We start from the raw sequence: 13,330 nt of genomic DNA on the forward strand, positions 1-13,330 counted from the left end.
CGGACCCCGGCGGAACGACCCGAAGACCCCGTTCGAGAGAAGGAACGACGCAGCCATGACAGAGCTGACGATCTCCTCCGAGGAGATCCGGAGTGCGATCTCCAGCTACGTCTCGTCGCTGGAGAGCGGCACGTCCCGCCGTGAGGTCGGGATCGTCGCCGACACCGGTGACGGCATCGCCCACGTCGAGGGTCTGCCCTCGGCCATGACCAACGAGCTGCTCGAGTTCGAGGGCGGCGTCCGCGGCGTCGCGCTGAACCTCGAGCAGAACGAGATCGGTGCGGTCGTCCTGGGCGACTACACCGGCCTCGAGGAGGGCCAGCAGGTCACCCGCACCGGCGAGGTCCTGTCCGTGCCGGTCGGCGAGGGCTACCTGGGCCGGGTCGTCGACCCGCTGGGCAACCCGATCGACGGTCTCGGCGACGTCGAGAGCGACGCCCGCCGCGTGCTCGAGCTCCAGGCGGCCGGCGTGATGGACCGCCAGTCCGTCGGCGAGCCGCTGCAGACCGGGATCAAGGCCATCGACGCCATGACCCCGATCGGCCGCGGCCAGCGCCAGCTGGTGATCGGCGACCGCAAGACCGGCAAGACCGCGGTCTGCGTCGACACGATCATCAACCAGAAGGAGAACTGGGAGTCGGGCGACCCGTCGAAGCAGGTCCGCTGCATCTACGTCGCCATCGGCCAGAAGGGCTCCACGATCGCCGGTGTCCGGCAGTCCCTCGAGGACGCCGGTGCGCTGGAGTACACGACGATCGTCGCGGCCCCCGCGTCCGACCCGGCCGGCTTCAAGTGGCTCGCGCCCTACACCGGCTCGGCCATCGGCCAGCACTGGATGTACCAGGGCAAGCACGTCCTCATCGTGTTCGACGACCTGTCGAAGCAGGCCGAGGCCTACCGCGCGATCTCGCTGCTGCTGCGCCGTCCGCCCGGCCGTGAGGCCTACCCGGGCGACGTCTTCTACCTGCACTCGCGCCTGCTGGAGCGCTGCGCGAAGCTCTCCGACTCCCTCGGCGCGGGGTCGATGACCGGTCTGCCGATCATCGAGACCAAGGCGAACGACGTGTCGGCCTACATCCCGACCAACGTCATCTCGATCACCGACGGCCAGGTCTTCCTCGAGTCCGACCTGTTCAACCAGGGTGTCCGGCCGGCGATCAACGTCGGTATCTCGGTCTCCCGGGTCGGTGGCTCGGCGCAGATCAAGGCCATGAAGACGGTCTCGGGCTCGCTGCGTCTGGACCTGTCGCAGTACCGCGAGCTGGAGGCGTTCGCCGCCTTCGGTTCCGACCTCGACGCCGCCTCGGCCGCCGCCCTGGGCCGTGGCGAGCGCCTGGTCGAGCTGCTGAAGCAGGCGCAGTACGCGCCGGTCTCGGTGCAGGACCAGGTCGTCTCGATCTGGCTGGGCACCTCCGGCAAGCTCGACTCGGTGCCCGTCGCCGACGTGCAGCGCTTCGAGTCGGAGTTCCGCGAGTACTCGCGTCGCCACGCCTCCGGTGCCCTGAACGAGATCACCGACACCGGGAAGCTCTCCGACGACGCCGTCGAGACGCTGACCAAGGCGGTCGACGAGTTCAAGCGCAACGAGTTCACCGCGTCCGACGGTTCCTCGGTCGTCCCCAAGGAGAAGGCCGAGAAGGCCCTCGACGAGGACGATGTCGAGCAGGAGACCGTCACGGTCAAGAAGAACTGAGGCTGATACCCGATGGCGGCACAGATCCGGGTGCTGCGCCGGCGTATCCGGTCGACGCAGTCCATCAAGAAGATCACCCGTTCCCAGGAGCTGATCGCGACTTCACGGATCGCGAAGGCCCGGGCGCGGGTGGACGAGGCACGTCCGTACGCCGAGCTGATGACGAGCACCCTGTCGGAGCTCGCGTCGAACTCGGCGCTGGACCACCCGCTGCTCGTCGAGCGGGAGCAGCCGAAGCGGGCCGCGGTCCTGGTCGTCACCAGTGACCGCGGTCAGTGCGGCGGCTACAACGCCAACGTCCTCAAGGAGGCCGAGCAGCTCCAGGCCCTGCTCCGCGAGCAGGGCAAGGAGCCGGTCCTCTACGTGATCGGCCGCAAGGGCGTCTCGTACTACCGGTTCCGCAACCGGGAGATCGAGGAGTCGTGGACCGGATTCTCCGAGCAGCCCGGCTACGAGCACGCGGCCGAGGCGGCGAAGACCCTGGTCGACGCGTTCATGGCCGGTGAGGACGACCACGACGGCAACACCGACGGTGTGACCGGCGTGGACGAGCTGCACCTCGTCTACACCAGCTTCAAGAACATGATCACCCAGGTGCCGCAGGCCCGGCGGATGGCTCCGCTCGAGGTCGAGTACGCGGCCGACAGTGCCTCGGCGAAGCCGGTCGACGAGCTCGACGGCGACGCCGACACGGCCGAGAGCCAGCGGGACCACCCGGAGAGCAAGGGGCTCCAGCCGCTCTACGAGTTCGAGCCGGACCCGGACACGCTCTTCGACGCGCTGCTGCCGAAGTACATCGGGGCCCGCCTCTACGCGGCCCTGCTGGAGTCGGCGGCGTCGGAGTCGGCGAACCGGCAGCGGGCCATGAAGGCCGCGACGGACAACGCCAACGAACTGATCCGTAGCCTGACCCTGGAGGCCAACCAGGCTCGCCAGGCACAGATCACCCAGGAGATCAGCGAGATCGTCGGTGGGGTCGACGCTCTCGCCAGCGCAGGAAGTGAGAGCTGATGACCACGACCGCCGAAACTTCGGCCGGCCCGATCACCGGGCGCGTCGTCCAGGTGACCGGCCCGGTCGTCGACGTCGAGTTCCCGCGTGACCAGGTCCCGAACCTGCTCAACGCCCTCACGCTGGAGGTGGACCTCTCCGGCGACAAGCGCAAGCTGACGCTCGAGATCGCCACGCACCTGGGTGACAACCTGGTCCGGGCCATCTCGATGCAGCCGACCGACGGCGTCGTGCGCGGCCAGGAGGTCACCGACCTCGGCCGCCCGATCTCCGTGCCGGTGGGCGACCAGGTCAAGGGCCACGTGTTCAACGCCCTCGGCGACTGCCTGGACGACCCGTCCATCCAGTTCACCGGTGACCTCCGGTCGATCCACCAGAAGGCCCCGCGCTTCGACGAGCTCGAGGGCAAGACCGAGATGCTGGAGACCGGCATCAAGGTCCTGGACCTGATGACGCCCTACGTCGTCGGCGGCAAGATCGGTCTGTTCGGTGGTGCCGGCGTCGGCAAGACCGTGCTGATCCAGGAGATGATCCAGCGTGTCGCGCTGAACTTCGGTGGCACCTCGGTGTTCGCCGGCGTCGGTGAGCGCACCCGTGAGGGCAACGACCTCATCACGGAGATGACCGAGTCGGGCGTCATGAAGAACACCGCCCTGGTGTTCGGTCAGATGGACGAGCCGCCGGGCACCCGTATGCGCGTCGCGCTCTCCGCGCTGACCATGGCGGAGTACTTCCGTGACGTGCAGGAGCAGGACGTGCTCCTGTTCATCGACAACATCTTCCGGTTCACCCAGGCCGGTCAGGAGGTCTCGACCCTCCTCGGCCGCATGCCGTCCGCGGTGGGCTACCAGCCCACCCTGGCCGACGAGATGGGCGAGCTGCAGGAGCGGATCACCTCGACCCGCGGTCGTTCGATCACCTCGATGCAGGCGATCTACGTCCCCGCGGACGACTACACCGACCCGGCTCCGGCGACGACGTTCGCGCACCTCGACGCCACCACCGAGCTCTCCCGGCCGATCTCCCAGAAGGGGATCTACCCGGCGGTGGACCCGCTGACCTCGACCTCGCGGATCCTGGACCCGCAGTACGTCGGTGACGAGCACTTCCGCGTCGCCAACGAGGTCAAGCGGATCCTGCAGAAGTACAACGACCTGCAGGACATCATCGCCATCCTCGGTATCGACGAGCTGTCCGAGGAGGACAAGCAGCTCGTCGGCCGGGCGCGTCGCATCGAGCGCTTCCTGTCGCAGAACCTCCTGGTCGCCGAGCAGTTCACCGGCCAGCCGGGCTCGACGGTCCCGCTCAAGGAGACCATCGAGGCGTTCGACAAGATCGCCAAGGGCGAGTTCGACGACGTCCCCGAGCAGGCGTTCTTCCTCTGCGGCGGTCTCGACGACCTGGAGAAGAACCGCAAGAAGCTCGAGGGCTGATCACCGATGCCTGCTGAGATGACCGTGGAGCTGGTCTCCGTGGAGCGCCGGCTGTGGTCGGGCGACGCACGCTTCGTGCTCGCCCGGACCACGGTCGGCGAGGTCGGCATCCTGCCCGGCCACCAGCCGATGCTGGCCCAGCTGGAAGAGGCCGGGGTCGTCCGCATCGACTCCACCGACGGCTCGAAGCGCACCATCGCGGTGCACGGCGGGTTCCTGTCGGTGTCGGCGGAGCGGGTGTCCATCCTGGCCGAGTTCGCCGAGCAGGCGGACGAGATCGACGTCGAGCGGGCCCGGCGGGCGCGCGACGGCGCCGACTCGTCCACCGACGAGGGCAGATCGGCGATCGCCCGGGCCGAGGCCCGCCTTCGGGCGGCCGAGGCGAACTAGCACGGGGACCGGGCACGGCAGTGGAGCTCATCGCGGCGTTCGTCGGAGTTCTGCTGCTGTGCCTGGTCGTCCCCCTGGTCTGGCTCGCCGTACGGCGGGTACGACTCATGCGCAACGGCGGTGTGGACCTGTGTCTGCGCCGCCGTTTCGCTGTCACGGACTGGCACTTCGGCGTCGGGCGCTACGAGGGCGAGCGGTTCGCCTGGTACCGCCTGACCAGCTTCCGGATCGGTGCGACCGTCGTGATGGACCGGGCCGACCTGGAGATCGTGGACCGGCGGCCGCCGCACCGGTCGGAGGAGTTCGCGATCCCGATGGCGGTCGAGGTGCTGCGCTGCCGCGGCCGCGACGCCGCAGGCCGGGGCATCGACGTCGAGCTGGCGATGTCGGCGGGCGTCCGCACCGGCTTCATGGCCTGGCTGGAGTCCACCCCGCCGGGGCAGGGGCACGGCTACCGCGAGGCGTCCTGACCTCGACGGATCGGTAGCTCTACGGACCTGTCGCCCGTTCTGTCCGTTCTATGCTGCCGTCGTGGATCTGGTCTTCCTGGCGTTCGCGGGCATTCTCGGCTGGCTGGCGTGGACCTCGTTCCGCGAGGCCCGCGACGGGCACGCCCGCTGGACGCGCGGCCTGGCCGCGACCCCGGTGACGGTCGCGGAGCTCGTCGCCATGGCCGGGTCCGTCCGCGACGAGCTCGACGCCCCGGCGTTCCGCCAGGTGGTGTCGCTGTCCGGCACCGTCGAGCCGCTCGACGACGAGGCCCGCCCGGCCCCGCTGACCGGGGTCGAGTCGGTCTGGTTCCGGTTCGTCGAGGAGGCGCTCTCCCGCGGCCGGGACGACCGGGAGGAACGGCAGGTCGTCGCCGAGCAGCGGCAGGAGCGGCCGTTCCGGTTGACCGACGGCGGTGCGGAGGTCGTGGTCGACCCCCGCGACGCGCACACCGAGATCCCGGTCGCCGAGCGCCGCCGGGTCACCGACGACGGCGGGGGCCGCGAGTTCGGCCTGTTCCGCCTCGTCGACCCGACGGTGGCCCGTGAGCGCACCGAGTGGCGGATCGAGCCGGGCTCCCGGCTCACCGTGGTGGGGGAGGCCCGGCTGTCCGGGGACCGGGTACGGCTGTCCGCCGCGGCCGGCCACCCGCTCACGCTCACCGTCGCCGAGCGCGGCGACCACCTGGAGCGCAGCCGGAGCCGCAGCGGCACCGCGATGCGGCGGGCCGTGGCGTTCGGCTGCGGCGCCGTCGTCGCGCTGCTGGTGGCCGTGCTGTCCTGAGCGGGCCGGCCTGTGCGGGTCCGGTCAGGCGTCCGCGGTCGGGGCGCCGTGCGGGCCGCCCGGCTGCCACAGGACGTCGCCGTCGGGGTTCGCGACCCGGCCGAGAATGAACAGCAGGTCCGAGAGCCGGTTGAGGTACTGCGCGGTCAGCGGGTTGGTGTGCTCCCGGTCGACCTCCAGCAGGCCCCACACCGACCGCTCGGCACGCCGGGCGACGGTCCGGGCGACGTGCAGGTACGCCGCGCCCGGGGTGCCGCCGGGGAGGATGAAGGAGTTGAGCTTGGGCAGCTCGGGGTTGAACTCGTCGCACCAGCCCTCGAGCCGGGTCACATAGCCCTCGGTGACCCGCAGCGGCGGATACTCGGGGTTCTCGACGATCGGGGTGCACAGGTCGGCACCGACGTCGAACAGGTCGTTCTGGATCTGCCGCAGCGGGTCGACGACCCGTTCCGGGAGTCCCCCGACGGTCACGGCGACCCCGATCGCGGCGTTCGCCTCGTCGGTGTCCGCGTAGGCCGCCAGCCGGGCGTCGGTCTTCCGGACCCGGCTGAAGTCGCCCAGGGCCGTCGTACCGTCGTCGCCGGTCTTCGTGTAGATCCGCGTGAGATGCACCGCCACCCCGACAGGCTAGGGGCGCCGGTGCCTCGGCGACCAGATGCGGGGGTGCGCCGGACGGTCCGAAGGGTCAGGACCGTCCGGGGCGGGCATCCGGCGCGGTGACGGTCCCGTTACCGTTCCGGGCGTGGTGGAGCATTTCGCGGTCAACGGCGGGGCCCGGCTGAGCGGGTCCGTCGACGTCGTCGGGGCGAAGAACAGCGTGCTCAAGCTCATGGCGGCGGCGCTGCTGGCCGAGGGACGGACGACACTCGAGAACTGCCCGGAGATCCTGGACGTGCCGCTGATGGCCGACGTCCTGCGAAGCCTGGGCTGCACGGTCGCGATCGAGGGGTCGACCGTGCACATCGACGTGCCCGCCGACCCCGGGGCGGAGGCCGACTACCGGTCGGTGTCCAAGCTGCGCGCGTCGGTGTGCGTGCTCGGTCCGCTGGTCGCGCGCTGCCGGCGGGCGGTCGTCCCGCTCCCCGGGGGCGACGCGATCGGTTCCCGGCCGCTGGACATGCACCAGAACGGGCTGCGCAAGCTCGGCGCGACCACCGACATCGTGCACGGCAGCGTCACCGCGACGGCGGGCGACCTGCACGGCGCGCAGATCTGGCTCGACTTCCCGAGCGTCGGCGCGACCGAGAACATCCTGATGGCCGCGGTGCTCGCCGAGGGCACGACGGTGATCGACAACGCGGCCCGCGAGCCGGAGATCGTCGACCTCTGCGTGATGCTGCAGCAGATGGGCGCGAAGCTCGAGGGCGTCGGGAGCTCCACGCTGACCGTGCACGGCGTCGCGGGGCTGCAGCCGACCACGCACCGCGTCATCGGGGATCGGATCGTCGGCGCGACCTGGGCGTTCGCGGCCGCCATGACCCGGGGCGAGGTCACCGTGCGCGGCGTCGACCCGCACCACATCGACCTGGTCCTCGACAAGCTCCGCAGCGCGGGCGCCGAGATCTCCACCGCCGAGCAGGAGTTCTCGGTCGCGATGCCCGGCCGCCCGGAGGCGGTCGACTTCGTGACGCTGCCCTACCCGGGCTTCGCGACGGACCTGCAGCCGATGGCGATCGCGCTGTCCGCCGTCGCCGAGGGCACGTCGATGATCACCGAGAACGTGTTCGAGGCGCGCTTCCGCTTCGTCGACGAGATGGTGCGCCTGGGTGCGGACGCCCGCACCGACGGGCACCACGCCGTCGTACGGGGGCGGCCGGAGCTGTCCAGCGCGCCGGTGTGGGCCAGCGACATCCGGGCCGGCGCCGGGCTGGTACTGGCCGGGCTGTGCGCACGGGGCACGACCGAGGTCTGGGACGTCGCGCACATCGACCGCGGCTACCCGCGGTTCGTGGAGAACCTGTCCGCGCTCGGCGCCGACATCCGGCGGGTCGCGGGCGAGCCGGAGCGGTAGACGGGCGCCGACGGCGACTCGCCGTGGCGGCGCCGGTACCCGGCGGCGAACCGGCCGGGGTGGGCGACATCCCCCGGCGCGACGCGGCCCGGGTGCGGCCTCGTCGCTGCACCGAACGGCCCATCAGCCCGGCGGGCCGGTCCGCACCGTGCCACCCTTCGCGTCGACTCGACGAGGAGGCCCGTCATGGTGAGCACCCCCGACGCCGCGGACGTCTCGCAGGCCGGCCGCAAGGCGGGCCGCGGGGCGCCGCGCACTCGACACCGGTGCGCGTCGCCGCCCGGGTCGGCATCGCCGCGAACGGGGTGCTGCACCTGCTGATCGGGTGGCTCGCCGTCCAGATCGCGCTCGGCTCGGGCGGGCAGGCCGACCAGAACGGCGCCCTCGGGGCGATCGCCGCCGAGCCGGCCGGCCGGGTGTTGCTGTGGGTGCTGGTGGTCGGGTTCGCCGCGGTCGTCCTCTGGCGGACGGTCTCGGCGGTGTGGGGCTTCCACTACGTCGGCGACAGCACGAAGCGGACGGTGAAGCGGGTCGTCGCCGGTGGGCAGGCGGTCGTCTACGCCGTGCTGGCCGTCACCGCGGCGACCACCGCGGTCAGCGGGCGTGCCTCGAGCGGCGGCGGTGGACAGGCGACCGCCGGACTGCTCGGCCTGCCGGGCGGCCAGATCCTCACCGCGCTGATCGGGCTGGGTGTGCTGGTCGGCGGCGGCGTGATGGCCTGGAACGGCTACCGGAAGAAGTTCACCGAGGACCAGGACCTCGGCGGCGCCGACAGCCGGCTGCGGCGGATCGACGCCCGTACCGGGCAGGCCGGGTACATCGCCAAGGGGATCGCGATCGGTGTGCTGGGCATCCTGCTGGGCGTCGCCGCGCTGACCTTCGACCCGCAGCGCGCGAACGGGCTGGACTCGGCGCTCAAGACGCTGCGCGAACAGCCCTACGGGGTGTTCCTGCTGGTCGCGGTGGGCGTCGGGATCGCCTGTTACGGGGTGTTCTGCTTCCTCGACGCCCGCTACCACCGGGTGGACTGAGCGCTCAGTCCAGGGAGCGGCGGCTCAGCACCACGCGGGCGTCCTGCACGTCGCGGGGGAAGACGAGCAGCGCCCAGCCGCCGCCGTCGGCGCGCGAGGTCGTCGCGCGGATGCCCTCGGAGCGGAGCCGGTCGCGCAGCACGCGGGCGGCCTCCTGGCCCGGTACCCGGGAGACCTCGGTGAGCAGCCCGGTGGCCACCGGGTCGTCCGGGTCGTCGGTGGGCAGCGCGTGGTGCTTCTGGTGGCCGTAGGTCCAGCGCAGCAGCAGCCCGAGCACCAGCAGCACCACCGCCAGGCCGATGACGGCGCCGAGCCGCGGGACCAGGTCGAGCTCCATCCGCCGATGGTCGCACCCGGACGGGCGACGCGCCCTGTCCGAGGGGTCGGGTGGTGAACCGATCCAGCGCTCGGTTTCCCGCACGCGTCGCGTACTTTGCCGAACACGCCGACTGTGACGAGGGACGACTCCGTGCCCGTCGCCGGCTACTGACGAGTAGTCTCTGTCCGCATCACAGGCAGTGCCGACTGTGCTCCCGCGACGACACGGAGGTTCCGGTGCCGTACCCCACCGATCGTGAGCGCGACCGTCCGTGGGTGATCCGCACCTACGCCGGTCACTCCTCGGCGGAGAAGACCAACGAGCTCTACCGCCGCAACCTGGCCAAGGGGCAGACGGGTCTGTCCGTGGCCTTCGACCTCCCGACCCAGACCGGCTACGACCCGGACGACGAGCTCGCCAAGGGCGAGGTCGGCAAGGTCGGCGTGCCGGTCAGCCACATCGGTGACATGCGCACGCTCTTCGAGGGGATCCCGGTCGCCGAGGCCAACACCTCGATGACGATCAACGCCCCGGCGATGTGGCTGCTCGCGCTGTACGTGGCCGTCGCCGAGGAGCAGGCGGAGCAGTCCGGTCTGGACTACGCCGAGGTCCGCGCGAAGCTGGCCGGGACGACCCAGAACGACATCGTCAAGGAGTACCTGTCGCGGGGCACCTACGTGTTCCCGCCCGGGCCCAGCCTGCGGCTGATCACCGACATGGTCGCCTGGTCGGTCGGCGAGATCCCCAAGTGGAACCCGATCAACATCTGCAGCTACCACCTGCAGGAGGCCGGGGCCACGCCGACGCAGGAGCTGGCCTACGCGCTGTCCACGGCGATCGCCGTCCTCGACTCGGTGCGCGACTCCGGGCAGGTGCCGCCGGAGAAGTTCGGCGACGTCGTCGGGCGCATCTCGTTCTTCGTCAACGCGGGTATCCGGTTCGTCGAGGAGATGTGCAAGCTCCGGGCGCTGGGCCGGCTCTGGGACGAGATCACGCTCGAGCGCTACGGCGTGCAGAACCCCAAGCAGCGACGCCTGCGCTACGGCGTGCAGGTCAACTCGCTGGGGCTGACCGAGGCGCAGCCGGAGAACAACGTCCAGCGCATCGTGCTGGAGATGCTCGCCGTCACCCTGTCCAAGGACGCCCGGGCCCGTGCGGTCCAGCTGCCCGCCTGGAACGAGGCGCTCGGTCTGCCGCGGCCCTGGGACCAGCAGTGGGCGCTGCGGATGCAGCAGGTGCTGGCCTACGAGACCGACCTGCTGGAGTACGAGGACATCTTCGACGGCTCCCGCGTCGTCGAGGCGAAGGTGTCCGAGCTCGTCGAGGGCGCCCGCGCCGAGATCGACCGGGTGCAGGAGATGGGCGGCGCGGTCGCGGCCGTCGAGTCCGGCTACATGAAGGGCGAGCTGGTCAACTCCCTCGCCGCCCGCCGTCGACGGCTGGAGTCCGGCGACGAGGTCGTGGTCGGGGTCAACAAGTTCGACACGACCGAGCCGAGCCCGCTGCAGGCCGAGGGCGCCGACGCGATCTTCACCGTCGACCCGGCGACCGAGCGGTCCGCGGTCGAGGCGATCCGCGAGTGGCGCGCCGCGCGGGACCAGGACGCCGTCGACGAGGCGCTGCGGGCGCTGCGCGACGCGGCCAAGACCGAGCAGAACCTCATGCAGGTCTCGATCGACTGCGCGAAGGCGGGCGTGACCACCGGCGAGTGGTCCGGTGCGCTGCGCGAGGTGTTCGGGGAGTTCCGGGCCCCGACCGGAGTGGCGGGGGCGAGCATGTCCGGCGAGGGCGCCACCGAGATCTCCGAGGTCCGCGAGCGGGTCCGCGCCACCGGCGACGAGCTGGGGCAGCGGCTGCGGATGCTGGTCGGCAAGCCCGGCCTCGACGGCCACTCCAACGGCGCCGAGCAGGTCGCCGTGCGCGCCCGCGACGTCGGGTTCGAGGTGGTCTACCAGGGGATCCGGCTGACGCCGTCGCAGATCGTGGCGGCGGCGGTCCAGGAGGGCGTGCACGCGGTCGGGCTGTCGGTGCTGTCCGGGTCGCACCTGGAGGTCGTGCCCGCGGTCGTGCGGGGGCTGCGCGAGGCCGGGGCCGGGGAGGTGCCGGTCGTCGTCGGCGGGATCATCCCGCCCGAGGACGAGAAGCGGCTGCGCGAGGGCGGGGTCGCGGCGGTCTTCACGCCGAAGAACTTCCGGCTGACCGGGATGATGGACGAGATCGTCACCCTGATCCGGAAGTCCCAGGGCCTGGACTGACCCGGCCGTCGGTGGGCGCCGGGCCGGTGTGCCTCGGGCATACTGGCCGGGTGCCCGCCGCGACCGGTGGCACCCCGGGTGCCCGGCCCCGTGTCCTCGACGGGGTCGTCGCAGCCGGGGTGTTCCTCTACTCGGTGCCGCTGCTGCCCGCCGCGGTGCCCGGCCGGGTGCCGTTCGCCGTGGCGGTGCTCCTGACCGCGGCCCTGTGCGCGACGCCGCTGCTGTCGCGACGGAGCCCGGTCCTCGCGCACGGGGCCGGTCTCGCCCTGCTCGGGGCGCAGACGGCGCTGGGGGTCGGGCCGGTCCCCGCGGTGATCGTCCCGCTGGTCACCCTGTACCGGGTCGCCCTGCAGTGCGACCGGCGTCGTTCCCCGGCCGCAGCCGTCCTCGTCGGTGCGGGTGCCGTCGTCGCCGCGCTGCGCTGGGACGATCCGTACCTCGGCGTCCCCGAGGTGCTGTCGGCACTGGTCCTGGTCGGCGCGGTGTGGGTGTGGGGGAGCACGGTCGGTGTCCGCCGGGCCTACGTCGCGGCCGTCGAGGACCGGGCGGCGCGGCTCGAACGCGAGCAGGAGACCCTGCGCCGCATGGTGCTGGCGACCGAGCGGAACCGGATCGCACGCGAGCTGCACGACGTCGTCTCGCACGGCCTCGGCGTGGTCGTGGTGCTGGCCGCCGGCGCCGCCGCCCGCGCTCGCACCGACCCGGCGTCGGCGGAGGAGGCGATGCTGGCGGTGGAGCGGACCGGCCGGCGGTCGCTGGTCGAGATGCGGCGGATGCTCGGCGTGCTGCGCGACGACGACCCCGGCCCGGGCGGCCCGCAGCCCGGGCTCGCCGACCTCGACCGGCTCCTCGACGAGGTGCGGACGGCCGGTCTGCCGGTAGTCCCCGAGGTCTCCGGCGCCCCCGTGGACCTCGACGACGGGGTCGACCTGACCGCCTACCGCATCGTCCAGGAGGCGCTGACCAACGTGCGCCGCCACGCCGGACCCTCGGTGACCCGCGTGGAGGTCGAGCTGCGGTACGGGCCCGACGAGCTCGTCGTCCGGGTGGCCGACGACGGCGCCGGTCCCGCCCCGGCGGCCGGCGGGACACCCGGTCAGGGGCTGGTCGGCATGGCCGAGCGCGTCGCGAGCTGTGGCGGCACACTCCGGACCGGAGCCGGCCGCACGGGCGGGTTCGAGGTGCTCGCACACCTCCCGTCGGGGAGCGCCGGGTGAGCACGCCCCGGGTGCGGGTCGTCCTGGTCGACGACCAGGAGCTCATCCGGGTCGGGTTCCGGATGGCGCTCGACGCACAGGACGGGATCGACGTGGTGGGGGAGGCCGACGACGGCGACACCGCGGTCGAGTTGCTGCACTCCGTCGGCGCCGACGTCGTCCTGATGGACGTGCGGATGCGGCGGATGGACGGCGTCGAGGCGACACGGCGGATCGTCGCCTCCGGGGGACCGCGGGTCCTGGTGCTGACGACGTTCGATCTCGACGAGCACGCCTACGACGCCCTGCGGGCCGGGGCGAGCGGTTTCCTGGTGAAGGACACCCCGCTCGCCGAGCTGGTCGCGGCCATCCGCCATGTGCACGCCGGTGACGCCGTCGTCGCGCCCAGCACGACCCGCCGGCTGCTGGAACGGGTGCTCGACGGCGTCGGCGCGCCCGCGCCGCGGCGTGCGCCCGGGCTCGAGGACCTGACCGCCCGCGAGCACGAGGTGCTCGTCCTGGTCGCGCGCGGCCTGTCCAACGCCGAGATCGCCGTCGCGCTGGTGCTGTCCGAGGGGACCGTGAAGGTGCACGTCAGCCGGATCCTCACCAAGCTCGGCCTGCGGGACCGGGTACAGGCCGTGGTGCTCGCCTACGAGTGCGGGGTCGTGACCGTGGGCGGGGACGGCCCGGCCCCGCACTGACCCCGCGACTACCTC

The 13,330-nt window shown here is 72.1% G+C and carries 13 protein-coding genes; 11 read left to right on the forward strand and 2 right to left on the reverse strand.

The annotated features are described in order from the left end of the window. The first annotated feature begins 55 nt into the window (after window positions 1–55). From atpA to KPF22_RS07465, 6 genes are all read left to right on the forward strand, one after another. The gene (gene atpA, locus KPF22_RS07440; protein ID WP_208824806.1) at window positions 56–1,693 is read left to right on the forward strand and encodes a F0F1 ATP synthase subunit alpha; all 1,638 of its coding nucleotides are present in this window, start codon (window positions 56–58) and stop codon (window positions 1,691–1,693) included. Between the two features lie 12 nt (window positions 1,694–1,705). Continuing rightward, entirely contained in the window at window positions 1,706–2,704 is a 999-nt protein-coding gene (locus tag KPF22_RS07445) for a F0F1 ATP synthase subunit gamma (protein WP_208824808.1), read from the forward strand. After that, window positions 2,704–4,137 carry a F0F1 ATP synthase subunit beta gene (atpD, locus tag KPF22_RS07450; protein WP_062397356.1) on the forward strand — a complete coding sequence of 478 codons (1,434 nt, stop codon included), beginning with the start codon at window positions 2,704–2,706 and terminating at the stop codon, window positions 4,135–4,137. The genes KPF22_RS07445 and atpD overlap by 1 nt, the downstream gene beginning before the upstream one ends. Window positions 4,138–4,155: 18 nt before the next feature. Further along, complete coding sequence (locus KPF22_RS07455) at window positions 4,156–4,527, forward strand: F0F1 ATP synthase subunit epsilon (RefSeq protein WP_060713074.1); 372 nt, start codon at window positions 4,156–4,158, stop codon at window positions 4,525–4,527. Between the two features lie 20 nt (window positions 4,528–4,547). Next, window positions 4,548–4,997 carry a DUF2550 domain-containing protein gene (locus tag KPF22_RS07460; protein WP_062397354.1) on the forward strand — a complete coding sequence of 150 codons (450 nt, stop codon included), beginning with the start codon at window positions 4,548–4,550 and terminating at the stop codon, window positions 4,995–4,997. A gap of 61 nt (window positions 4,998–5,058) precedes the next feature. Further along, the gene (locus tag KPF22_RS07465; protein ID WP_224401558.1) at window positions 5,059–5,799 is read left to right on the forward strand and encodes an E3 ubiquitin ligase family protein; all 741 of its coding nucleotides are present in this window, start codon (window positions 5,059–5,061) and stop codon (window positions 5,797–5,799) included. A 24-nt stretch (window positions 5,800–5,823) separates the two neighbouring features. On the opposite strand, the gene KPF22_RS07470 is transcribed toward KPF22_RS07465, so the two are convergent. Next, window positions 5,824–6,417: a cob(I)yrinic acid a,c-diamide adenosyltransferase gene (locus tag KPF22_RS07470; RefSeq protein WP_208824812.1), complete on the reverse strand. Its 594-nt coding sequence runs from the start codon at window positions 6,415–6,417 to the stop codon at window positions 5,824–5,826. Between the two features lie 124 nt (window positions 6,418–6,541). On the opposite strand from KPF22_RS07470, the gene murA reads away from it, so the two are divergent. Beyond that, window positions 6,542–7,810, forward strand: a complete 1,269-nt coding sequence (gene murA / locus KPF22_RS07475) for a UDP-N-acetylglucosamine 1-carboxyvinyltransferase (protein ID WP_224401559.1) — start codon at window positions 6,542–6,544, stop codon at window positions 7,808–7,810. A 266-nt stretch (window positions 7,811–8,076) separates the two neighbouring features. After that, window positions 8,077–8,841, forward strand: a complete 765-nt coding sequence (locus tag KPF22_RS07480) for a DUF1206 domain-containing protein (RefSeq protein ID WP_224401560.1) — start codon at window positions 8,077–8,079, stop codon at window positions 8,839–8,841. A gap of 4 nt (window positions 8,842–8,845) precedes the next feature. Here the strand turns inward: KPF22_RS07480 and KPF22_RS07485 are convergent, their stop codons facing one another. Next, on the reverse strand, window positions 8,846–9,178 hold the full coding sequence (locus tag KPF22_RS07485; RefSeq protein ID WP_208824818.1) for a hypothetical protein: 333 nt from the start codon (window positions 9,176–9,178) through the stop codon (window positions 8,846–8,848). Between the two features lie 218 nt (window positions 9,179–9,396). Here KPF22_RS07485 and KPF22_RS07490 point away from each other — a divergent pair, with 218 nt between their 5' ends. The 3 genes from KPF22_RS07490 to KPF22_RS07500 are packed head-to-tail and all read left to right on the forward strand — an operon-like array spanning window position 9,397 to window position 13,315. Next, complete coding sequence (locus tag KPF22_RS07490) at window positions 9,397–11,415, forward strand: protein meaA (protein ID WP_224401561.1); 2,019 nt, start codon at window positions 9,397–9,399, stop codon at window positions 11,413–11,415. A 50-nt stretch (window positions 11,416–11,465) separates the two neighbouring features. After that, window positions 11,466–12,632 (forward strand): histidine kinase, encoded by a 1,167-nt coding sequence (locus KPF22_RS33000; protein ID WP_224401562.1) that lies wholly within the window; start codon window positions 11,466–11,468, stop codon window positions 12,630–12,632. Further along, complete coding sequence (locus KPF22_RS07500) at window positions 12,629–13,315, forward strand: response regulator transcription factor (RefSeq protein WP_224401563.1); 687 nt, start codon at window positions 12,629–12,631, stop codon at window positions 13,313–13,315. The genes KPF22_RS33000 and KPF22_RS07500 overlap by 4 nt, the downstream gene beginning before the upstream one ends. The last annotated feature ends 15 nt before the right edge of the window (window positions 13,316–13,330 follow it).

The organism is Pseudonocardia sp. ICBG1034 (genome assembly GCF_020131375.1).
Classification (GTDB): Bacteria; Actinomycetota; Actinomycetes; order Mycobacteriales; family Pseudonocardiaceae; genus Pseudonocardia; species Pseudonocardia alni.

What these genes read in the sequence shown, in the direction of transcription:
- atpA (WP_208824806.1), top strand. Translation starts at nt 56, where the DNA reads ATGACAGAGCTGACGATCTCCTCCGAGGAGATCCGGAGTGCGATCTCC.
- KPF22_RS07445 (WP_208824808.1), top strand. Translation starts at nt 1,706, where the DNA reads ATGGCGGCACAGATCCGGGTGCTGCGCCGGCGTATCCGGTCGACGCAG.
- atpD (WP_062397356.1), top strand. Translation starts at nt 2,704, where the DNA reads ATGACCACGACCGCCGAAACTTCGGCCGGCCCGATCACCGGGCGCGTC.
- KPF22_RS07455 (WP_060713074.1), top strand. Translation starts at nt 4,156, where the DNA reads ATGACCGTGGAGCTGGTCTCCGTGGAGCGCCGGCTGTGGTCGGGCGAC.
- KPF22_RS07485 (WP_208824818.1), bottom strand. Translation starts at nt 9,178, where the DNA reads ATGGAGCTCGACCTGGTCCCGCGGCTCGGCGCCGTCATCGGCCTGGCG.